This window comes from Halanaerobium sehlinense, from assembly GCF_055379485.1.
On the sequence record NZ_AP042442.1, the window covers coordinates 2,224,884 to 2,246,394 of the forward strand.

Annotated in this window: 23 protein-coding genes and 1 riboswitch; of the genes, 2 read left to right on the forward strand and 21 right to left on the reverse strand. The window is 34.0% G+C overall.

The features are described from left to right. Position 1 precedes the first annotated feature (1 nt). From ACZ446_RS10810 to ACZ446_RS10855, 10 genes are all read right to left on the reverse strand, one after another. On the reverse strand, positions 2-1,528 hold the full coding sequence (locus tag ACZ446_RS10810) for a complex I subunit 5 family protein (protein ID WP_464392569.1): 1,527 nt from the start codon (positions 1,526-1,528) through the stop codon (positions 2-4). An 8-nt stretch (positions 1,529-1,536) separates the two neighbouring features. Next, on the reverse strand, positions 1,537-1,872 hold the full coding sequence (locus ACZ446_RS10815; protein WP_464392570.1) for a sodium:proton antiporter: 336 nt from the start codon (positions 1,870-1,872) through the stop codon (positions 1,537-1,539). Continuing rightward, a complete protein-coding gene (gene mbhE / locus ACZ446_RS10820; RefSeq protein ID WP_464392571.1) occupies positions 1,872-2,591 on the reverse strand; it encodes a hydrogen gas-evolving membrane-bound hydrogenase subunit E in 720 nt (239 codons plus the stop codon). The genes ACZ446_RS10815 and mbhE overlap by 1 nt, the downstream gene beginning before the upstream one ends. 23 nt (positions 2,592-2,614) lie before the next feature. Next, positions 2,615-2,857, reverse strand: a complete 243-nt coding sequence (locus tag ACZ446_RS10825; protein ID WP_464392572.1) for a Na(+)/H(+) antiporter subunit B — start codon at positions 2,855-2,857, stop codon at positions 2,615-2,617. Continuing rightward, on the reverse strand, positions 2,844-3,197 hold the full coding sequence (gene mnhG / locus ACZ446_RS10830) for a monovalent cation/H(+) antiporter subunit G (protein WP_464392573.1): 354 nt from the start codon (positions 3,195-3,197) through the stop codon (positions 2,844-2,846). The genes ACZ446_RS10825 and mnhG overlap by 14 nt, the downstream gene beginning before the upstream one ends. Next, positions 3,197-3,454, reverse strand: a complete 258-nt coding sequence (locus tag ACZ446_RS10835) for an MrpF/PhaF family protein (RefSeq protein ID WP_464392574.1) — start codon at positions 3,452-3,454, stop codon at positions 3,197-3,199. The genes mnhG and ACZ446_RS10835 overlap by 1 nt, the downstream gene beginning before the upstream one ends. Then, positions 3,451-3,957: a Na+/H+ antiporter subunit E gene (locus ACZ446_RS10840; protein ID WP_464392575.1), complete on the reverse strand. Its 507-nt coding sequence runs from the start codon at positions 3,955-3,957 to the stop codon at positions 3,451-3,453. Before ACZ446_RS10840 ends, ACZ446_RS10835 begins: the two co-directional genes overlap by 4 nt. Positions 3,958-3,973: 16 nt before the next feature. Then, complete coding sequence (locus ACZ446_RS10845) at positions 3,974-5,140, reverse strand: iron-containing alcohol dehydrogenase (protein WP_464392576.1); 1,167 nt, start codon at positions 5,138-5,140, stop codon at positions 3,974-3,976. Positions 5,141-5,297: 157 nt separating this feature from the next. After that, entirely contained in the window at positions 5,298-6,356 is a 1,059-nt protein-coding gene (locus ACZ446_RS10850; RefSeq protein ID WP_464392577.1) for a glycerophosphodiester phosphodiesterase family protein, read from the reverse strand. Then, positions 6,353-8,254, reverse strand: coding sequence for an LTA synthase family protein (locus ACZ446_RS10855; protein ID WP_464392578.1), 1,902 nt, complete (start codon positions 8,252-8,254; stop codon positions 6,353-6,355). Before ACZ446_RS10855 ends, ACZ446_RS10850 begins: the two co-directional genes overlap by 4 nt. Positions 8,255-8,451: 197 nt before the next feature. Between ACZ446_RS10855 and ACZ446_RS10860 the strand changes: the two genes are divergently transcribed. After that, the gene (locus ACZ446_RS10860; RefSeq protein WP_464392579.1) at positions 8,452-9,561 is read left to right on the forward strand and encodes an MBL fold metallo-hydrolase; all 1,110 of its coding nucleotides are present in this window, start codon (positions 8,452-8,454) and stop codon (positions 9,559-9,561) included. 88 nt (positions 9,562-9,649) lie between these two features. Then, positions 9,650-9,868, forward strand: a complete 219-nt coding sequence (locus ACZ446_RS10865; protein WP_464392580.1) for a DUF3006 domain-containing protein — start codon at positions 9,650-9,652, stop codon at positions 9,866-9,868. A gap of 26 nt (positions 9,869-9,894) precedes the next feature. Here ACZ446_RS10865 and ACZ446_RS10870 read toward each other — a convergent pair whose 3' ends face one another. The 11 genes from ACZ446_RS10870 to ACZ446_RS10920 form a co-directional block, all read right to left on the reverse strand. Continuing rightward, positions 9,895-10,413 carry a hypothetical protein gene (locus ACZ446_RS10870; protein ID WP_464392581.1) on the reverse strand — a complete coding sequence of 173 codons (519 nt, stop codon included), beginning with the start codon at positions 10,411-10,413 and terminating at the stop codon, positions 9,895-9,897. 11 nt (positions 10,414-10,424) lie between these two features. Continuing rightward, positions 10,425-10,500: riboswitch (cyclic di-GMP riboswitch) on the reverse strand. Between the two features lie 140 nt (positions 10,501-10,640). Further along, positions 10,641-11,021 (reverse strand): hypothetical protein, encoded by a 381-nt coding sequence (locus tag ACZ446_RS10875; RefSeq protein ID WP_464392582.1) that lies wholly within the window; start codon positions 11,019-11,021, stop codon positions 10,641-10,643. Between the two features lie 231 nt (positions 11,022-11,252). After that, entirely contained in the window at positions 11,253-12,611 is a 1,359-nt protein-coding gene (locus ACZ446_RS10880) for an alkaline phosphatase (protein ID WP_464392583.1), read from the reverse strand. Between the two features lie 176 nt (positions 12,612-12,787). Next, positions 12,788-13,624 carry an aldo/keto reductase gene (locus tag ACZ446_RS10885; protein ID WP_464392584.1) on the reverse strand — a complete coding sequence of 279 codons (837 nt, stop codon included), beginning with the start codon at positions 13,622-13,624 and terminating at the stop codon, positions 12,788-12,790. Positions 13,625-13,761: 137 nt separating this feature from the next. Next, entirely contained in the window at positions 13,762-13,995 is a 234-nt protein-coding gene (locus tag ACZ446_RS10890) for a DUF2905 domain-containing protein (RefSeq protein WP_464392585.1), read from the reverse strand. A gap of 83 nt (positions 13,996-14,078) precedes the next feature. Beyond that, on the reverse strand, positions 14,079-14,993 hold the full coding sequence (rihC, locus tag ACZ446_RS10895) for a ribonucleoside hydrolase RihC (RefSeq protein ID WP_464392586.1): 915 nt from the start codon (positions 14,991-14,993) through the stop codon (positions 14,079-14,081). 13 nt (positions 14,994-15,006) lie between these two features. Beyond that, positions 15,007-15,777 (reverse strand): nitroreductase family protein, encoded by a 771-nt coding sequence (locus tag ACZ446_RS10900; RefSeq protein ID WP_464392587.1) that lies wholly within the window; start codon positions 15,775-15,777, stop codon positions 15,007-15,009. 57 nt (positions 15,778-15,834) lie between these two features. Further along, entirely contained in the window at positions 15,835-19,074 is a 3,240-nt protein-coding gene (locus tag ACZ446_RS10905) for an SNF2-related protein (RefSeq protein ID WP_464392588.1), read from the reverse strand. Positions 19,075-19,292: 218 nt separating this feature from the next. Continuing rightward, the gene (locus ACZ446_RS10910; RefSeq protein WP_464392589.1) at positions 19,293-19,679 is read right to left on the reverse strand and encodes a rod-binding protein; all 387 of its coding nucleotides are present in this window, start codon (positions 19,677-19,679) and stop codon (positions 19,293-19,295) included. Positions 19,680-19,705: 26 nt separating this feature from the next. Further along, positions 19,706-20,818, reverse strand: a complete 1,113-nt coding sequence (locus ACZ446_RS10915) for a flagellar basal body P-ring protein FlgI (RefSeq protein WP_464392590.1) — start codon at positions 20,816-20,818, stop codon at positions 19,706-19,708. Between the two features lie 92 nt (positions 20,819-20,910). Continuing rightward, on the reverse strand, positions 20,911-21,489 hold the full coding sequence (locus ACZ446_RS10920; protein ID WP_464392591.1) for a flagellar basal body L-ring protein FlgH: 579 nt from the start codon (positions 21,487-21,489) through the stop codon (positions 20,911-20,913). Between the last annotated feature and the right edge of the window lie 22 nt (positions 21,490-21,511).

Genomic DNA, 21,511 nt, shown 5'->3' on the forward strand with positions numbered 1-21,511 from the left:
ATCAACCTCCCAGAACAAGCTCAATATATTTCTCGGGATTTAAAAGTTCAAAAATAGCTGTATTAATCGGCATCTCTAAAATTTTAAAACCCAGACCAAAAACAACAATTAAAATTGTAAAAATGTAAATTATACTTTTCATTTTATTAGTAGAGCTGAAAAACCCTTTTAAAGAGAGAAACTCTTCCCGGATTGATTTACCATCTTCCTTTACTGTCTCATAAGCATGAGAAATATAGCGGAGATAATAAATTAAAGCAATTAGACTGCCGGCAGCAACAACAAAAGCGCCAAAAAAATGTCTGGCCTCTAAAAAGGCTAAAAGTACATACCATTTGCTGACAAAACCAATTAACGGCGGCATTCCAATAGTTCCAAGACAAATAATAATAAAAGCGACAAAAACAAGACGATTTTTATGGCCGATACCTCTTAGATCCTTGATGTGGTGTGACAGGGTTGTCTGCAGCAGATAACCACTGCTTAAAAAGAGGCCTGATTTCATCATTAAATGAGCTGCAATATGCAGCAGCCCACCATAAAAAGCTGCTTCTGTATTTAATAGCAATACAGCCAGAATCATTCCAATATGACCAATACTCGAATAAGCAAGCATTTTCTTCAAATCATCAGCCTGTAGGGCAAAAACGTGACCAATTAGACTGGAAACCAGAGCTAAATCAAGAACAAAAGCACTTAAGTGCAGCTCAACTAAAAAATCAAAAGCTATCATTGTCCAAAATAATCTCATGAAGATATAAAGGTAAACTTTCAACAAGACCCCTGATAAGAGAGCACTGATTGGTGCAGGACAGGCACTGTGAGCCCGAGGCAGCCAAAAATGAATTGGAAAAATACCAAGCTTAATTATTAAAGCAAGTAAAAAGAAAATAATAATTGTCAGCTGCATTGGGGTTGAGATTAAAGCAAATGACTCTGCAACTTCAGCCATTTTTAAAGTTCCCAGATTGAAATAGATTAGAATTAGACTAATAAAGAAAAATACTCCACCTGTGATTCCATAAAACAAATACTGCATAGCAGCTCTTGTTGTGGCTTTGGTTTTTTCAAAAGAAATCAATGGAGTAGTAAAAATTGTGATTGCCTCAATAAACAAATATAAAGTAAAAAGATCAGCAGTTAAAATACTCCCTTGAATTGAAGCAAGAACTAAAAAAAATAGAGCAAAATATGTATTTTCCTTATCAGTTATGTACTGGGTTGAAAAAATTACTATCAAAAAAACTGCTGCAGTCACGATTAAAGAAAATAGTAAACTTAAATTATCCATCGCTAAGTTGATTACAAAAGGAGTATCCGTATAACCTAAGGTGTACTGCAGAAAAAAATTAGAGTTTTTAACAGCCTCAAAATTTAAGCTGAATAGTGAAATAACTAAAGCCAGCTCCATTCCAGCTCCGCTAACTGCTATGAAATTCCTGGAATGACGATTAAAATTAGTACTGAAGTACATAAAAACTGCTATTATGGCAGGTAGAGCGGTCAAAAGAATTAATTCGATATTCATTAAACTCATCAGTCATTCAACCCCTCTATTTGATCACGATCAATAGTTCCACTAAATTTATTTAATTCAATAATCAGAGTTAAAAGTAAAGCAGCAGTACTGGCCCCAATTACAATTCCTGTCAAAGTTAAAGCCTGTGGTACTGGATCATTAAATTTACCCATAGTTTCACCAAATTTATGAATAGAAACTTCACCGCCGATATCTGAAAAAGAAATAACCCAGAAAAAAACGGCTGCTTCCATTAAGTTAAGTCCGATCACATTTTTGATCAAATTTGTTTTCATTATCAAAGCATAAAAGCCCAGAATAAAGAGGATAATAAAGATTAAATTTGTTAGCATTAAAAATCCTCCTCAAAAGTTTTTTGAATCATACTATAAAAAATAATAGCCAATCCAGCTCCAACTTTAAACCCAACTCCAATATTGATATAAGGAATACTTCCAGCAGAAATTAAAGTCCCTCGTTCTGCAGTTAAAAAACCCAGATTTTTGAGGAATGCACCTTCCATGATAATCCCGGCTAGTCCAAGCGCTAAAAATGTTAGGGCACCTCCTGTTTCTAAAACAGTTTTAGTTTGAGGACTATAACGCCTATAATCAAAAGCACTACCATAAACAATACTAAAAATTATTGAAATAGCTGCTAAAATTACACCACCTTGAAATCCTCCTCCAGGACTTAAGTGACCGTGAGTAATTACATAAAACCCAAATAAAGCAATAAAAGGAGTCATAATCCCCAGGGTTCGTTTAACAATAAAAGAAAGACCTTTTGAAGATACAGGCAGCATCTTGCGGGATAAAATCAAAACAATTCCACTTACAGCTCCAAAAATAACTGTACTCTCTCCCAGGGAATCAAAAGCTCGATAATCATATAGAACTGCTGTGATCAAATTAAGTGAGCCAGTATCATGCAGACCATAGGTAATAATATAATCTGAAATCCCTTCTTCTAAACCTTGGTATTCAGGCAGCAGAGAAAAGTTGTGATAAAGAGCAAAGGTAACAGCAATTAAAACTGCTGAGATTAAAGTTTTTTTCATTAATTTGTTCATTATTTACACCTCCGGCTGAACTTTCAGTCGGAATCACCATGTCTGATCTGACTGATAGCACTCATAAAAATTGCTGTATTTAAACCAGCACCAATTACTGCTTCTGCTAAAGCAACATCTGCTGCTTTATGCAGTAAGTATAATGCAGTTAAAATTAAAGAAAATATAGATAAAAAAATAATTGATATCAGTTCTTCATCAAAACGAACTGCCATTACAGCTGAAAAAACTAAAAAAATCAATAAAATAATCTCAAGAAGGGCCATCGGCATCTCTCCCCAGGTATTCAGAGTAGGCATCGATTTCGTATTCTTTTGGCAGAGCTATTTTCCGCTTATATGATGCACGGGCGATAGCATGAGTTGCCATCGGATTTGAAAATAGGAAAAAGAGTCCAATCATCATAATTTTGACACTTAAGAAAAACTCCCAAACATAAATTGCAGTTCCAATAGACATTAAAACAGCAGACATTGTTAAAACCACTGCTGCTGCATGCATTCTGGTATAAACATCCGGAAAGCGCAAAAGTCCCAGGACAGTTACCACAGCAAAAGCTGCACTAGATGCCATAAAAAAATAGGCTGCTATTAATCTGATTGTCATTATCTATACAGCTCCCCGTGTTCAAAATATTTAGCATAAATTAACATGTCAATAAAGAGCAGTACTGCATATGCCAGTACAATATCTACCAATAAAAATATGTCATACTCCAGTGCAATCATCAGCATCACCATTGACATGAAAATTCCTATTGTATCAGCACCAATTAATCTATCTGTGATTGTTGGACCGACTACAACTCGGTAAGATACAATAAAAGACAAAACAGCAAAAAATACAGCAAGGCCCATTATCATCTAAAAATCACCCCAACCCAGCGCTCAAAACGAGCAATTATTTTCTTTTTCAGCTCAGCCTCTTCCACTGTTTCTACGTCAATCCAGTGGATATAGTAAGACTTTTCGTTTCTATCATAATCGAGAGTTAATGTACCTGGAGTTAGTGTAATTAGATTGGCCAAAAGACTTAAACCAGTGATGTCTGTAAGTTCAGTCTTAACTTTGACAATTCCAGGATTAAAGGAAGGATTCTTTTCAAAAACATGTTTGGAAACTTTTAAAGCAGCCGATATTGCTTCATAAAAAAATACAGGAACAAATAATAATAAAAGACCCAGCTTTCTTAAATAATGATACCAGGGAAGCCTTCGGTGAACTTCCCTGAATAACATATCACTAAAAAAGAATGTAACTAAAAGCGAAGCTGCACTGCCTATTATTAAAATATCTACCGTTATTTTTCCTGCAAAGATAAACCAAACAATTAATAAAAAACTAAAGGCAGATAATTTCTGCAGCATTTAAGCACCTCCGACATTATTTTAATGAACTCTTATAAATTTTTAGTACATCTTCCGTATCTAATTCAACAAAACTACCTATTGGACCATTTTCTGTAGCTTTTTCAGCCATTTCTTCCAGGCGATCTGCTGGAATATCAAGTTCTGATAAAGTTACAGGCATCCCAATATCACTAAAGAATTCCTTTGTCTTTTTAATTCCCTGTTCAGCAGTCCACTCCAGGTCTTTAAGATCAGGATCAACATCCCAAACTCGATGGGCAAATTGAGCAAAACGTTCTAAATCATGCTGATAAACATAGTTCATCCAGGCTGGAAAAACAACCGCTAAACCAGCACCATGAGCAACATCATAAATTCCGCTGAGTTCATGTTCCATTCCATGTGATGACCAGTCTTCTTCTCTTCCGGTTCCTAAAAGACCATTGTGAGCATTGCTTCCAACCCACATAATCTCAGCTCGAGCTGCATAATCTTCATTATTTTCTAGAACCTTAGGCGTATTGTTAATGATTGTTTTTAAAGAAGCTTCAGACAAACGATCTGTATATTCTACATTATCTGTATTGGTGAAATATCTTTCCATAATATGAGCCATAATATCAACTGCTCCACAGGCTGTTTGGTAATCCGGAAGTGTAAATGTAATTTCAGGATTCATAATGGCAAATTCAGGTCTGATTAACTCAGTCCCGATACTTCTTTTATACATTCCATCCATCTTAGTTATTACTGAACTGGTACTTGACTCACTTCCTGCAGCTGGAATTGTTAATACTACCCCAACTGGTAATGCTTCTGTTATTTCAACATTGTTATAATAAAAATCCCAAACATCACCATCATAAAAATAACCGACAGCAATCGCCTTTGCAGAGTCAATAACACTTCCACCACCAACAGCTAAAATGAAATCAACACTTTCTTCTTTAGCCAGTTCAATACCTTCATGAACAAGTGATAATTTAGGATTGGGCTCAACCCCTCCTAATTCAACATATTCGACACCAGCTTCTTCCAGAGATTTTATAACTTTATCATAGGTTCCATATTTTTTGATACTGCCCCCACCATAATGGAGCAGCACCTTAGAACCATGTTTGGCTGTATATTCTCCTACCTCTTCTTCTGTTCCTTTACCGAAAACTATCTTTGTTGTATTCTGATAAGTAAAATTCTGCATTTAAAAAAACCCTCCTATTAGATTAAAGTTTCTAATTGTAAAGCTCTGCTAAATTTAAATTTTAAAAATTAATAATTTGAAAATGTTTTCACTTAATAAATGACTAACATCTAAATTATATCATAAACTTTTTACATAATTCCATTAAATATTAAAATTAATTATTATTTTTTTTATCAGGATTAGCTTCAGATTCAGCTTCCTTTTGCTTTTCAGTTGAATTTTCGGCTTCCTCTTCCAAAATATTATCTCCAAACTCTTCCACACTTTCTCCAAATTCTCGAACTCTGTTGAAGAAATTAGCCAGCATTTCAGCTCGATCAGTAATATAACCATCTGCACTAAACCAGGAAAATATTTTAAGCTGCCAGGAACGATTAATCACATAAGGAAAAACAAATAAGCCTCTTTTATGAGCTGCACCAATATACCAGGGGAAACTCACATGACCTTTAGGACCAATCCCATCTGCAACTTCTTCTGTTAGGTCAAGCCAGCCCTGCCAGCGCCTGGGTGAAACAAAATTTCTTTTCGTTAATAAAATCCTTGGTGAATCAGGCCTTAAATCCGCTAACCTTTTAAGACTTGCTGGTGAAAAAGAGAGAAATAAAATGTGGGGAGCTTCAGCCTCTGCTTCAAAAATTTCTTTTTCTGCTAAAAGTTCTACAATCTCTTTCTCAATTCCTTCATATAAATAAGGACTTTTTAGTTCTAAGGCAAGACCTATCCCTGATTCAACCGGGTTAACAAAGTCTAACACCTGCTCTAAAGTCATAATTGTCAGATGGCTGTATCCATCACTTGCTCTTTCTGGATATTTAACATTAAACCAGGCCCCATAATTTAAAAGTCTTAATTCTTCTAAAGTAAAGTTCTGCAGATCGTAATTATCACGATCTGGAAACATAGATTTTACATTAGTTAAACGTAATAAATTTGTATCATGAAAAATGACCAGTTTACCATCCCTGGTCCTCTGGATATCAAGCTCTATATAGTCAACACCACTTTCAACTGCTTTTTTAACAGCCGGTACAGTTGACTCCGGTGCATTATATGATGCACCTCGGTGGGCAACCAGAACTGGATAATCAAAGTGGTATTTCTCTATTATTTTTTTCCCTAATCTAGAAGGACGAATTAAATAATATAATTCGAAATAAACGAAGGCAAAAATTAAAATTATAACTGTGACAATTATAAATACTTTAATCACTCCACCTCCTTAAAAATTTCCCCCTGATTAATCATAAATATACTGCGCATATAGTTTATTATTTCAGTTAGTTCTTTAACTTTTGCTTGAGGAATTTCAATCTCTCTTTTTTGATTTTTTAAATGACCAACTTTAAGCAGTTCTTCAATTTCTTTAATATATAGCTGACCATCTTTTAATAAGTGGGGGGTTTCATGCAGAAATAGAATTGGATCTTCCTGCTCTAAAAATAAGGATCGCCCTACAAACTGATCAGGTAGTTCCTTAAAACCCAATAAATCAAGTACAGTTGGCGCGATATCAGTTGTAGTTCCCTCCCGCTTAGAAATTTCAGGCTGCAGCTGTGGATGTTTAATAAATAATGGAATATGATAAGGAGTTTTAACATTACGCCAGAGAGTAAAATCTCGACCGGATTCATATTCCAATGTTTTGATCTCTGATTCATGATCAGAATAAATAACCAGAAGTGTGTTTTCCATTATCCCTGCTTCTTCTAACTTATAAACAAAATTCTGAAGTGCTTTATCTAAAAAACTAATAGATTTAAAATAGTTATGGACTAAATTATTATTAACTTCTGCAAAATCTTCCACTGCATTTTCTGGATAAAAATTAAAAGGTGTATGACTGGTTAAAGAAATCAAATAAGCAAAAAAAGGTTTATCCTCTGCTGCAGCCTCTTTAATTAATTCTGTTGAAGCATCAAAAAAATCGTAATCATTTATCCCAAGCCCTCTCTCTTTAGGGACAGGAAAATTTACTTCTCGAAAGGTTCTCTGACTGTAAAAATAATCAAATGCCAAATCTGGATATGCTTCCGCCCGGTTGAAAAAATCACGGTCATTGTTGTGAAAAGCCAGTGTTTTATATCCTCTTTCTTTAAGCAGCTGTGGTAAAGAATGAAAACGACTTAAATCAATATCTCTAAAAACATAGCTTCTATTGACCGGATAAAGCGAAGTTAAAGTTGACAAATCAGCATCAAAGCTGCCGTTAACCTTTTGCGCATAAAAATTTTCAAAATAAAGACTTTCTCCTTTTAAACCATTTAAAAAAGGTGTAACCTGCTTACCCTGCTGTTCATAATCAATTATTTTAGCATCAAGTGATTCAACCTGAATTAAAATAACATTTGTATCCTGCGGCAGAGTTTTAAAAGTGCTTAACTGTTTTTGTTTTTGATAATATGGTACATCTTCTAATTCAGGTCTTGGTTTTTCTTCACTGCGGGTAAAATAACTATAAGCTTCCATTGTATATAAAGGAAGAATTCCATAAACGGTAGCCAGATAAGAGCTGCCAGATTGATAAAGTGCAGCTGGACTTAGATCCCCCATAATCAGACTGCCTGCAAAAACCTGAATCAATAAAAGCATAACAACTACAGCAAAAATTGTTAAATTTTTATTAGATAAACTATTAAAAGAACGATCCCATAATCCCATTTCAGTAATTGATTTTAAGTCAGGTAGTGAATTAAAACCAAACAAACCCAAAAGAGCAAGGTCCAGAATTATAATCAAATCTCTAAATTTAAAAATATGAGTAAACAAAACCTGGTACATCGAGAAAGTTCCAGTTCCCTCTCCTGCCGAAAGGTCGCTAATACTCAAAAAGTTACCGAAATAGCGATTATACCAGTAATTAACGACAAAGAAAAATGAAAAAAGAAAGAGCATGAAAAACAACCTCTGTCTTATCTTTTTTGAAATAAGCAGAGGCTCTATAAATTTCAGGTAAAAAGTTACAAAAAATAAATTTCTAATTGTTAGTGCTGTCAGTGAAGGAGCATAAAAAATCTGCAGCATCAAATAATTGTATTTTATTATAAATGCCAGAAAAAGTATTAGAGATAAATACTGCAGTCTTTTTTCTAATTTATAATTATCAAACACTTATACTCCTCCCAGGTTTTTGGCATAATATCTTTTCGCTATAATCATATCAGATAATTAATTCAATGAAAAGTAATTTTTTAACACATAAAATAAAAGGATTTTAAGTTAAAATCTAGAAGTTGTATAATATATAGAAATGAATTCTTTCAGTTAAAAACACTCTAATTTAATAACAGATACAGAAAGGAAAAATTATGGACAAAAAAAAGATTATATTTTTAGCCTTATCAGCAGTAATTTTACTGCTTTTTTCTCTAAGCTTCAATACAACAGCTCAAAACCTAAAAGTTCATTTTATAGATGTTGGCCAGGGTGATTCGATTTTGATTGAAGAACCAGGGGGGCATAATATTTTAGTTGATGGTGGTGATCGAGCAGATATAGTGGCCGCTCAAATAATTAATTATCTAAAAAATCGAAACATCAAAAAGCTGGATTATATAATTAGCACTCATCCTCATGCTGATCATATCGGAGGACTGGTAGATATTATAGACAGTTTTGAGGTCACTGCTGTCCTTGACAGTGGTAAAGTCCACAGCTCTAAAACTTATGAAGATTATTTAATCAAAATAGATCAGGAAAATATTAATTTTGATACCCCTCGTCAGGGAGATAAATTAAATATTGGAGATATTAAAATTCACTTTCTACACCCAGACCAAAATCTTGATCAGTACGATTTAAATAATTCTTCGCTGGTTTTTCTCTTGAAATATGGTCAGCAAAGCTTCTTATTTACAGGAGATATTGAAAAGGAAGTAGAAAAAGAATTGTTAAGAAAAAATCCAAATCTAAAAGCTGATATAATCAAGGTTCCTCATCACGGTAGTGATACTTCTAGCTCAGCAGCCTGGGTAAAAAGTTTAAAGCCAAAAACTGCAGTAATTCAAGTTGGCTCTGATAACAATTATGATCACCCAAAAGCAAAAATAATTAAACTGTACCAAAGCACAGGAGCCAATCTATTTAGAAATGATTTAAATGGAAACATTGTAATTACAGCTGATGGTAGAAACCATACCGTAAAAACAGAAAGAATTTCAGATAATATAATAGCTGGAGCAGAATTTGATTCAAAAAGTAATAATGCCCCAAAAACAGAAACAGCATTGATCAATATTAATACAGCTGAGGCGGCTGTTTTAGATAAGCTCTGGGGAATTGGACCAGCAACAGCTAAGAAAATTATAAAATATCGAAGTGAACATGGTCCTTTTGAAAAACTTGAAGAAATCAAAAAAATTAATGGTATTGATGATTATAAATTTGATCGCTGGCAGGATAAAATAACTATCAATTAACTTATTTGGATGGTGGGGATAACTAATGTTAAATAATTAGAGAAATTAATCTAGATATCAATAACTACTAAATAGGAGGAATGATCAAATGAAAGTAACAGTTGATAAAATTGAAAATGGAAAAGCAAGACTTTTAATTCGACCTCAGGAAAAAGAAGATTTTTTTCTACCAGTATCAGAACTTCCAGCAGCTGCAGAAGAAGGAAGCATCTTAGAAATCAGTTTCAAATTAAAAGAAGATGAAAAAAAAGCTGCCGAAAAAAGAGTGGGCAGCCTTTTAGATAAGTTAAAAAAGAAACAGAGCTGATATCAGCTCTGTTTTTCTCAGTTATTTTAATATAAAATTGGTTCTATACTAAATCTTAAATCAAAACCTAAATTATTCCTTCCAATTTTCACTTTAGGTCTATGATCTAAAATATATTTCAGATCAAAACTTATTTTTTGAATACCTTGTCTTCCTAGAAATTTAGCAGTAGTTGAATTTAGTTTTTGCCATTCTAGATTACTTTGATCACTCTTTTTGATCATTAATTCGGAATAGATATTTCTATTATTCAATCGTAAATTCCAGTCTGCATTACTAAAAACTTCAATCACCAAAGCATCTTCAACAATTATTTCTCCAGCCTCTTTATAATTATCTATTAAAAATTTATCATTAAAATTCTTAAGCTCAACAATATTAACTTTTTGAAAAGGCGGTATTGCTGCACTTACAGAAGCATTTTTTTCAATTTGTAAATCTTCACCACTAATAGATTCTGCAAAAACGACTATAGAAAAAAGACTTAAAGCCAAAATTAATAAAACAATAATCTTTAAAATGCTTGCTTCTAAATTAAATTTCATTATTTCCTCCTTTTAGCAGCCGGCTATCTCATATTGAGATCCTCAGCTTTGTGTCCTTACCTCACGATAAGTTTACCTTTTATAAAAGAAGCTATTAAATTCTTTTATTAGCTTATATTATATATAATAAAATTCTTATTAGCAATCTTTATTTTGCTAAAATATCACTTAATTCTCTAGCAAATCAAATGAACAAAAATAGGCTGATTAAGGCCTACTAAATTAGATTATTTTTGAATAATAACAGCTTTATTATTACTGCCTCTTTGTTTAATCACAGCATTATCACGATCAGAAAACTGCTTGATCACTGCTCTATTGCTTTCTCCAATTTGAGTTATAGAAGCACTATTCAAATTACCATTCTGTACAATTAAAGCACTATTTCCGCTGCCAATTTGCTTAACAGAAGCTTTATTATCCGCTTCACTATTTATTTCAGTCTGATTTTCCATTTCTGAATCCCAAGAATTTTGAATTGAGTAGCCTAATCCACTAAATTCTTTTTGAAAACTCTTTTCCCAGCTGCTTTTAGGTTGAGCTGCTGCCGCTGTACTAATTCCTAAAAACAATAACAGTGAAATCATTAAAACAAAATATTTTTTCATTATAAACCCCTTAATTAAATTATTCAAATTCTCTTTTCAAGTCAATTTTTAGATAACGAACTAGTTTAATTATAACAGAACGAGTCAGATTAGTGAAGATAAAATTAAAAATTATTGTTTTGAGCAGTTAAATTAATAGTCTCATAAAAAAATGATGGTAAGTTTTTTATAACCTACCACCATTTATTAAATCTATTTAATTATTACTATTTAATTTTTGTTTTTAGCTGTTTATGGGCGCATTGATTCAAATAGCAGTTTAGAGAATTCAGTATTCTGCATCATACCATTAAATGCTTCTGCACCTTCACCATAAGCAAATACTGGGACTGAGTTAAGAGTATGCCCCCCAGTAGAAGAATTAGCTCTAATATAAGTGTTAACTACTCCTGCCTGATACTCATTAGCTATGATTGAACCAATTTCATATCCTACAAGATATGAATACTTAATATTTCCTTCATCATCAAGAATTAGTTCATTGAATCTAGCAACTTCTGCATCAGTTAAAGAGATATCAGCATATTCTTCAAAAACAGACTTAACACTTGCTGCAGTATAACCCTTACCATTTTCTTTTCTAGTCATTTGAGAAGCCATATATTCTGGAGAAACATCGATATTCATTAAAGCTTCTTTATTAATTGGCTCAGTTACAGAAAACCCTAAAGTTTCATGGTCTGCAGTTACAATTACTAAAGTATCTCCATTCTCTTTAGCAAAATCAACTGCTGCTTTTACACCTTTGTCAAAATCAAGAGTTTCTGCTACAACACCAGGAACATCTGCTGCGTGTGCTGCATGATCAATACGAGCTCCCTCTGCCATTAAGAAAAATCCATCTTCATCTTCAGATAGGACTTCAATTGCTTTTCTTGTCATGGCTTCAAATGAAGGTTCTTGTGACCCAAGATCATCACGGTCATTAATATAGTTCATATAAGATTCATTAAAGAGCCCCAGCAGCTTTCCATCCATTGCAATAACTTTTTCTAACTGAGTTTTATCAGAAACATACTGATAACCCTCTTTCTTTGCCTTAGCAATCAAGTCTTCTCCTGCTTCTTCTTCCATGAAATCTTCACGGCCACCACCGAGCATTACATCTACACCATTTGCAATAGCCTGTTTAGCAATTGCTCCACCCATGCCTCTATCTTCAACTGAGGCGATAAAAGCAGCTGGTGTTGCGTCAGTTACCATATTTGTACTGATAACTCCTGTAGCTTTGTTTCTAACCTGAGCAAAGTCTAAGACCGAATCCAGTTCTGCACCATTTTTGTTCATGGCAATTGCACCATTATAAACCTTGCGGCCTGTTGCCATTGCAGTACCAGCTGCAGCTGAATCTGTTACACCTTCTGTAGAGCTGGTCATCATTATACCTGTTTCAGGCAGTTTCATTAATTCCAGTTCATGATCCTTGCCACCGGCGAAATAACGGGCCATATCAATCTGACCAATACCCATACCATCACCAATTAAGAGAATGACGTTTTTTACTTCAGCCTGTGCTGCTCCAGTAAAAGCCAGAGCTAAAACTAAAAACAAAGTCATACCCAGCATTAATTTTCTTGATTTTTTAAACATAAATCTAAATTCCTCCTTTAAATTTTTGTTTGTCAGACGACTGATGTCTGTCTATTTAATACTATTCAATACAAGTTATTGAAGTCCTTCTTTTTTTCTGATTTTTTTGTGAATTGCAAAAAAATAGGTACCCTGCATTTTCACAGGATACCCAGGTTAAACTTAGATTTTCAAATTTAAGAACTAATTCCATAAGTGTCATCATCTAGATTTATCATATATATTCGCTTGTGCTGATCAATATTATCAATTTTTGCTATATCATCTGCTGCAAGTTCCCAGTCAAATAGATCTAAATTCTCTTTGATATGACCTTCACTTTTTGACTTAGGCAGTGGAACAATACCTTTTTGAAGTTCCCACTTTAAAACAACTTGAGCTGGCGATTTATCATATTTATCAGCTAATTCTACAATTGTTTCATCTTTTAAAACTTCTGTTCTGGCCAGTGGAGCTGAGGCCTCTACAACTATATCATTCTGCTGACAGAGTTCCAGTAGTTCTTTTTGCTCTTTTTGATATAACCAGGGATGTATTTCGATTTGGTTTACAGTAATTGGTACCGGAGTGATTTTTAAAGCAAAATTCAACTGATAAGCTGAAAAGTTGCTGACTCCTATGTTTTTTACCAGACCCTGATCACGAAGATATTTCATCGCCTGTAAAGTTTCTCTTAGTGAAATAGCTGGATTAGGCCAGTGAATTAAATATAAATCAAGATAGTCTGTTCCTAATTTTTTTAAAGAACGCTTACAGGCCTTGATAACGCTTTCATAATTTAAGTTAGAAGGCAGCACTTTCGAAGTTATAAATAACTCTTCCCGATCATAATTCTTTAAAAATTCACCAATTCCAGCTTCATTATGGTAGCCTTCAGCTGTGTCAATGTGGTTATAACCTGATTTTACTGCAATTTCTACCTTTTCTCCCACATTCTCTTCAGCAATGTCCCATGTACCATAAGCGATAACTGGAATTTCATCACCTGTTTTTAATTTTCTAGTTGGAATCATATTTTTATTCCTCCTTTGAATTTTATCTCAAATAAAATTGTTAGACTATCCACTTTAATATAATTAAAGATTTAAGAACAAAATCCTTTTTTTAATTTTTTTGCCTGCACTATTCAACTCTTTTTGGTCAACAAAGCTCAACTAAAAAAATATAAAATAATCTTGATTATTATACTTAAAATAAGACTCAGGACAAGCATTGTAGCCATTGGAAAATAAAAAGTAAAATTTTTGTGCTCTACTTTTAGATCACCAGGTAAATTACCAAACCAGGAAAGTGAAGCTCCACCAAAGTAGATTACTGCTCCAATTAAAGCTATTACAACAGCTGCTATTATCAATAATAGACCAATAGTTTTATATTCTTCCATCTACCAGAACTCCCTCCTTTTAACTTTTAAAATGAGATAAAAATATCATATTTTCTCATAAAATTTCCTGTTTTAACATACATTTATTTAAGCTTCTTGATTTCAGCCATTACCCAGTCTCTAAACTCTTTTTGATCAATTTCAACAGCCAGTTTCACATTTTTTTCATCTGTATACCTTGCTGCTAAATCAGCTACCGTAGCACCAGCGGCAGGACCATCTAGAGCAACTTCTAAATGAGTTTCCTGAAATTCAAAAATATCAGGCCGTAATAGATAACAAATAGTGCAGATATCATGCATCATTAAACCAGTCTTTTTTAGATCACCACCCCGATAATGGGTAAATAATGAATAGAGCATTTCACCCGCCTCGCCCAGCTCTTTTATTGCTTCAATATCTTTTTTATTTAAAAGCGCCCTGGAGGTTACTCTAAGTCCAAAAATAGTAACTTTAAGTCCAGAATTAACTACCATTTGAGCAGCATGTGGATCAACCTTTATATTAAATTCAGCTGCAGAATTAGTATTGCCCCCAACTGTTGAGCCACCCATAATTACAACTTCTTCAATTTTTGCTTTGACTTCTGGGTACATTGTTAAAAGTAAAGCTGCATTTGTGAGAGGACCAATAGTAACTAAAGTAATCTTATTTTCAGCAGCTAAAATTCTATTTTTTATCTCTAGAACAGCATGTTCAGGCAGCAGCTTACGGCTGCTTTCTGGAAAATCATAACCACTCATTCCTGTTTCCCCATGAAACTGACTTGCATCCTCATAGTCTCTTAAAAGAGGTATTGAATTCCCAGCTGCCAGCGGAATATCCTTCGCAAAAAAATCAAGGATTTTTTTTGCATTTTCTGTTGTATAATCTAAATTAACATTACCGGCAACTGTGCTCATCATTTCAACTTTCAGATCCGGATTATTCAAAGCAATTGTTAAAGCTGCTGCATCATCTATTCCTGGATCAGTATCTATTATTATGTTTCTTTTCATCTAATCATCTCCCTTACAATTTTACCGTACATAAATAATTATATCCTTCAACTTCAGCCGGACTTTCAGCTAACTTTTCAATTTTAAAATTTTTATTATGATGATCTGCTACGAGCCAGAGGTGAGCCAGAGCTATACCCATATCAAGCTTATTCATTCTTTGGTAGAAAAATTTCTTAATGAAATTGGGATCTTTTTGATAAAGATGAATTTGCGCTTCTTCTGAAATTAAAAACCAGGGTTGACCATTTGTTGCAGAAGGTGCAAGTCTTACTGCTTCCAAAAGATCATAATGATTTTTACCTCTTTTTATTTCAGAGAGTGATTTACGTTCAAAATCTTCAACTGAATCTCGATGATTTTCTTCATCAGGCTTTCCAAAAACTAAAGTAATTACATATTCCAACTCCGATTCTGCTATCTGATCTTTCTTAGGCTTAGCCATACCAAACCAGCAGCTGCCTAAATTATTTGCAGCCAAATATAAATCAAGCTGCTGTAGAATAAAACCTGCATTTAAAAGATAATCTCCCTTAGTTTCTGAAAAAAACTGCAGATAATGAGGTGATTTAATAGGCATCAGACTTTTAACAGCATCTGAGTCTACAATTTTGGTTTCATATTTAATTTCTGAATCTAAAACTGAAACCTGCTTTAAAAATCTATTGATATCTAGAAGCTGCTGGTCACTCAATTTTTCTTTTTTATATTTTCTAATTGATTTTCGTTTGTAAATTGATTGATAAAGGTCTTTTTTTAATTCATCTGTCAAATTTTCTACCATCTTAAATCTCATCTCCCTCTAATTAATCAACATATTTTATTAAATCAAATTTCAAAATTAATATGAAAGTAGTTCCTGGATATCTTCCCAGCTGATAGCTTTAATTGGATTAACATTATTTTCAATAATATTGTTGAATAAGTTTTGTTTTCGCTGCTGCAGTTTTAACATTTTTTCTTCAACTGTACCTCTGGTGATTAGCTTATAGACCATAACTCTATTTTCCTGACCCAGGCGGTGGGCACGATCTGTAGCCTGTCTTTCGACCATCGGATTCCACCAGGGGTCAACATGAACTACCATATCAGCAGCTGTTAAGTTTAGTCCAACTCCTCCGGCCTTTAAACTAATTAGAAAAACTTCAACTTCTGGATTGCTGTTAAATTCCCTTACCTTTTCCATCCGCTTTCTGGTTGAACCATCAAGGTAAAGATAGTTTATTCCCTGCTGCTCAAGTTCAACCCGGATCAGCTTCAGCATTTTAACAAACTGGCTGAAGACTATAATTTTATGTCCCCCACTTAAAGCATCTCCCAGAAGTTCCTTTAAAGCATCAAGCTTACCCGAATTTTGTGCCTTAGCCTCATCTCCTAAAACTAAAGCCGGATGATTACAGATTTGACGAAGTTTTGTTAGAGCAGCAAGAACATTAATCCTTGAACTGTTAAAACCCTGATCTGCAACAGTTTTATAGAGTTCACCCCTAACTTTTTCTAAAACAGTTTGATAGCTGTCTTCCTGAAGTTGAGTCATGCTAACTGGATGGACATTAACTATTTTTTCCGGCAGATCTTTTAAAACCTCTCCTTTACGGCGCCTTAAAATAAAGGGGGCAACTCTTTCTTTAAGCTCCCTCATTTTTTCCTGCTCATTATTTTTGCTAATTGGATTCAAAAACTCCTTCTTAAAATAGCTGTAGTTGCCTAAATAGCCAGGCATCAGAAAATCAAAAATGGACCAAAGCTCTTCCACTGAATTCTCAAGAGGAGTCCCAGTTAAAGCAAGCCGTGATTCAGCCTGAATATTTTTGACTGACTTTGCCCTTTTAGTTCTATGATTTTTGATATGCTGAGCTTCATCCAAAATTGCAAAAGAAAATATTGTATTTTCGTCATTCAATTCTTCTACATCACGAGCAATAGTTGAATAAGAAGAAATTATCAGGTCATAATTATTAAAATTCTGACGCATCTCTTCCCGTTCAGCTGGTGTTCCATAATAAACTAGAGTTTTCAAATCATCGAAAAACTTATCTGCTTCCTCCTGCCAGTTATAAATTAGAGTTCTTGGACATAAAACTAAAGCTGTCTTTTCAGGCTTTAGACTTTTCAGCAGAGTCAGCATCTGAAGTGTTTTTCCAAGTCCCATATCATCAGCTAGAATACCTCCAAATCGATATTTATGCAGAAAGCGCAGCCAGTTATATCCGTTTTTTTGATAATCCCGCAGTTTTCCTTTAACCTCTACCGGAATTTCTCTTTCCTTAACTACATTCAGGCCGCTTATCTCAGCTTCCAGTTCATTAAACACTTTGTTCCCTTTAAAGTTAATTCCACTTTTTTCTACTAAATTTTTATAATATAAAAGATTATGATAGGGTGCTCGATAACCTTCAGCCTGTGTTTCAGCATCCTTTAACATCTGCTCTACTTTTTCTTCTTGAGGACCACTCTCTAAAATATAGTAGTGGTTATCAAGCTTAACATAGGCTTCTCCTTTTTTATTATAGGAGATCAACTGCTGCAGCTCCTGACGGCTGTAAGTTTTCCCACCAAGATTATAGCTGATGCTGAAGTCAAACCAGCTGATTCCCTCACTGTCATCAATTTCGACAATTGGTTCCAGTTTAACTTCTTTAATTTCTATCTGATCAAACTGCTCGCTGCGCTCAACATTCCAGTCTTCAGGAATATGCGTCATCCCATCTGTAATAAATTCCTGAATATCATTATTATCCTTAATGATAAAATGCTCTGGCTTTACTTTAAAATTATAGTCTTCCAGAAAACTGATGACCTCTGCCAGAGCCTTATTATCCCTTCCATACCAGAGTTTTTTATTTTCCGCATCTTTTTTATAAATATTTTGCTCTGTATCCAGTCCCAGCAGCTCAGTATTGCTGTATTTTTCTCCGGCAAATTCCACCTCCAACTGACAGCTTATTTTCTGCTGACTGTAATCAAGTTTCAAATCAATCTTAGGACTTTCCTTAATTAGCTCATAGCCGCTCAACTCTTCCGAACGCTCCAAATTTAAATTTTTCTCCAGAGTTGGCAGAACCTCAAACAAAAAATCACCCTGATGCTTTTCTGGTATCATAAAGGAAGTAGGCAGTTTATCAAAATTATAAAAATCAACTTTATGGACTGTATTTTCAATCACAGTCCAACGGCAGTCTTTTCTATCACCCTGGTAAATAGGATATTCATTTTCTTTTAAATCAATTTCAATTTTTGTTAAATCACCTTTTAGTTTCAACTCTGGCTGCAGAATTTTTCCTTTTTTCATAAAGGCTCCATTTTCTTCAAGCTGCAGTTTAAAAGTCTGACTTAAGTTTAAAAGAAAGTCTAAATTATCTTCATTTTTACTTAAAAGCAGAGAACTACCGCGGCCTTTACTTTTTAGTAAATCTGATAAAGCCTCTAGAAGTTTTAACTCCTGACCATAAAAATACTTATGCAGCATACTTTCCTTATAATAAGTATAACTTTCATCATCATTTATAGAATTAACAATTTCCTCCAGTTCCCTCTGGCTAAGATAGTCCGAATCAAAAATCAACTTAAAATTAACCAGGTTTTGCTTTAAAATACCCTTAACACTGTATTTAAGTTTTGGTATTTCACTTCCATCATAATTTTTAGCAATTTCCTTTAAATTATTAAAACTTCGGTCAGCAAGCCTCTGTTTTACGATATCGGGCACAGCTTTCTTTTTTGAAAGATCTGGCTCTGAAATTCCCAGCTCCTTTTCCGCCTCTGGCTCATATTTAACCTTTGGTGAACGAAAATCCTCTTCCATAAATTTATGGATTACAGCTACCTCGTGTTTGCAGAATTCCTCCCAATCATAAGGGCAGCTACAGCTACTTTCAAGTTCAATACCCTCTCTTTTTAAATTTATTTCTGTATTTACCTGATACTTTTTGCTTCCTGAAACTAGAGCCGAAATCTGGTAATGGTTGGCTTCCTTTTTATTAATTCTATACTGAAGGACACGTCCAATATTGTAATAGTTAATTCCGCGCTGATATATTTTATTTGAAACTAAACTTTTAACAAAATTTTTACTTTCCATCCTTTTAGCTCCTGCACTTTAAATATTTTTAACAATCTTATGATAATTTTCGATAAAAGTTTTTGCTTCTATTTGTAAGCATGCAATTTAATGACTGTATTTAATTATATTATATTTTCAGTGTTAGAACAATGTTAAACGAGAAAAAGAAATAATAAAATCTCCCAGCAAATAATTCTACTGAGAGATTTGGGTAGCTAATTTAATTTTATCTAATTTCATTTTAAACTTCCTAATTGTGCAACCAGTTTTCTGTTTAATTCTGCTAAAAGCCCCTGTTTGCCAGCCATTTGACTGTACTCCTTAGTCAGCATATCAGAGAATATGTCTTCTGCATAACCACCATCAAGCAGCTTATCCTCCGACAGAGTTTTTTTCATTTCAGAAAACATTTTTTCTACAAAAATAGAGGTGAATTTTTCTGCCTCTTTTTCTAGCTTTTCAATTTCTTCACTATTGTTTGATGCTTTATCTATTTTTTTTGCTTCGTTTTTTATCTTATTCTTCATTTTAAGAAGATTAATTTGGCTTTGTTTTTCTTTTTGTAAATCCACCTGATAATTAAATTGATTTGGGTTTAAAGTGTTAAAATTAAATTTAATCACCTCCTGCTTGTCAAAGAAAACTACAACTATCTCAATTCAAGCTCAGCATGTAAAGCACCTGCAGCTTTAATTTTTTGAATTATAGATATAATATCACGAGGAGTGGCTCCAATAGCATTTAAGGCAGTAACAAGGTCCTCAATAGCATTTTCCTGGCGAACAACAACTAAGTTGCTCTCGTCTCCTTCATCTACTTCAATCTGAGTTTGTTCTGTTTCAACAGTTTCTCCACCGCTAAATGGTGGGGGCTGAGAAACTTCCGTACTAGTAGTTATTTTTACTGAAAGATTACCATGAGCAACAGCAACAGTAGAAATTTTTACATTATGAGTAAAAACTACAGTACCTGTCTTTTCATCAATAACAACCCTAGCTTCGATACCAGGTCTTACCCTCAATTTATTAACATCTGCAATAAATTCTACCACTCGATTTGAGTAACTATCAGGTACCGAAATATTAACAGTTGCTGAATCAACTGCTCTTGCAGCTGCAGTAGAATTCAAACTGCTGTTAATACGAGCTGCAATCTGACTTGCAGTTTCAAAATTTGGATTCTGGAGTACGAAGGTTATTTCTTCTTGATTAATCTTCCCCCCCGGCTCCCTTTCAACCAGGGCACCACCAGGAACCCAACCTGCAGTAGGATGATTCTGACGCTGTGTATTTCCACCACCACTAACATTATAGCCACCAATTGAAACTGCTCCCTGAGCTGAAGCATAGATATCACCATTTGGCGCCCGCAGAGGTGTTAATAGAAGAGTTCCCCCCTGCAAACTGTCAGCATCTCCAAGTGAACTTACGGAAACATCAATCTGATCACCATTATGCACAAAAGGTGGCAGAGAGGCTGTAACCATAACTGCAGCAATATTTCCACTGCTCACCTGATTTGCATCTACATTAACCCCAAAATTCTCCAGCATATTTGCAACACTTTGCACTGTTGCCTGACTTCTGGTAGAATCTCCACTGCCATTAAGACCAACAACAATTCCATACCCAATTAACTGGTTTTCTCTTACTCCCTTAAGGCGAGTAATATTTCCGATTTCAACCTCAGTATTCTGTGCAGATACAGCTGCTGAAATTATGAAGACAAATATTAAAGAAAAAAATATAATTTTTTTTAGCAAAACATTCTTTGAATTAAACAAGTTACCCCTTCTTTCAATAACGACTAAAATAAAACATAAACAATTCTTTTTAAAATCAACTCAGTTTATAATTAAAAAACAAAGTTAAAAAATTTAGTTAAAAGCCCACTTTCCTGTTTGTCTCCAACAGGTCCTTCTCCTTCATATTCTACATTTGCAGAAGCAACTCTTTTTGATGAAATTTCATTATCAAAATTAACATCTTCTGCTCTAATAACTCCACTCAACAAAATTGTCTGAGTTTCTCCATTAATCTTAACCTGCTTTCTACCTTCAATTTCTAAATTTCCGTTGTCATCAATTTTTACAACTTTAGTTGTTATATCTGCCTCAAGAGTTCCACTTCTTTGTGTGGAGCCGTCAGCAGATTCGGAGTCAGAATAACTAAAATCAAAAAACGGCAAAAAATCTAAAATATTAGTCCCACCACTGGAGCTGTAATCACTGTCCTGACTGGTACCGGTATTAGCACTCTGAATAGCACTTGCATCTTCTTCTATCACCACTGTAATTATATCTCCTATTTCATATTCTGGATAATCCTGATAAAAATTAGCAGATTCATCACTCCAGAGAGAGTTGGCACTGACAGCTGAAGAAGCTATAATTAAAATTATTAAAAAAATAATTAATATTTTTTTTGAAATCATTTTTATACACCTCAATCTAAAT

Coding starts and splice junctions, on each gene's coding strand:
- ACZ446_RS10825 (WP_464392572.1), bottom strand. CDS start 2,857: ATGGCCCTTCTTGAGATTATTTTATTGATTTTTTTAGTTTTTTCAGCT.
- ACZ446_RS10875 (WP_464392582.1), bottom strand. CDS start 11,021: ATGAAAAAATATTTTGTTTTAATGATTTCACTGTTATTGTTTTTAGGA.
- ACZ446_RS10920 (WP_464392591.1), bottom strand. CDS start 21,489: ATGATTTCAAAAAAAATATTAATTATTTTTTTAATAATTTTAATTATA.
- ACZ446_RS10815 (WP_464392570.1), bottom strand. CDS start 1,872: ATGCTAACAAATTTAATCTTTATTATCCTCTTTATTCTGGGCTTTTAT.
- ACZ446_RS10845 (WP_464392576.1), bottom strand. CDS start 5,140: ATGCAGAATTTTACTTATCAGAATACAACAAAGATAGTTTTCGGTAAA.
- rihC (WP_464392586.1), bottom strand. CDS start 14,993: ATGAAAAGAAACATAATAATAGATACTGATCCAGGAATAGATGATGCA.
- mbhE (WP_464392571.1), bottom strand. CDS start 2,591: ATGAACAAATTAATGAAAAAAACTTTAATCTCAGCAGTTTTAATTGCT.
- mnhG (WP_464392573.1), bottom strand. CDS start 3,197: ATGACAATCAGATTAATAGCAGCCTATTTTTTTATGGCATCTAGTGCA.
- ACZ446_RS10860 (WP_464392579.1), top strand. CDS start 8,452: ATGGACAAAAAAAAGATTATATTTTTAGCCTTATCAGCAGTAATTTTA.
- ACZ446_RS10840 (WP_464392575.1), bottom strand. CDS start 3,957: ATGCTGCAGAAATTATCTGCCTTTAGTTTTTTATTAATTGTTTGGTTT.
- ACZ446_RS10885 (WP_464392584.1), bottom strand. CDS start 13,624: ATGATTCCAACTAGAAAATTAAAAACAGGTGATGAAATTCCAGTTATC.
- ACZ446_RS10865 (WP_464392580.1), top strand. CDS start 9,650: ATGAAAGTAACAGTTGATAAAATTGAAAATGGAAAAGCAAGACTTTTA.
- ACZ446_RS10900 (WP_464392587.1), bottom strand. CDS start 15,777: ATGGTAGAAAATTTGACAGATGAATTAAAAAAAGACCTTTATCAATCA.
- ACZ446_RS10905 (WP_464392588.1), bottom strand. CDS start 19,074: ATGGAAAGTAAAAATTTTGTTAAAAGTTTAGTTTCAAATAAAATATAT.
- ACZ446_RS10835 (WP_464392574.1), bottom strand. CDS start 3,454: ATGATAATGGGCCTTGCTGTATTTTTTGCTGTTTTGTCTTTTATTGTA.
- ACZ446_RS10810 (WP_464392569.1), bottom strand. CDS start 1,528: ATGAATATCGAATTAATTCTTTTGACCGCTCTACCTGCCATAATAGCA.
- ACZ446_RS10870 (WP_464392581.1), bottom strand. CDS start 10,413: ATGAAATTTAATTTAGAAGCAAGCATTTTAAAGATTATTGTTTTATTA.
- ACZ446_RS10880 (WP_464392583.1), bottom strand. CDS start 12,611: ATGTTTAAAAAATCAAGAAAATTAATGCTGGGTATGACTTTGTTTTTA.
- ACZ446_RS10890 (WP_464392585.1), bottom strand. CDS start 13,995: ATGGAAGAATATAAAACTATTGGTCTATTATTGATAATAGCAGCTGTT.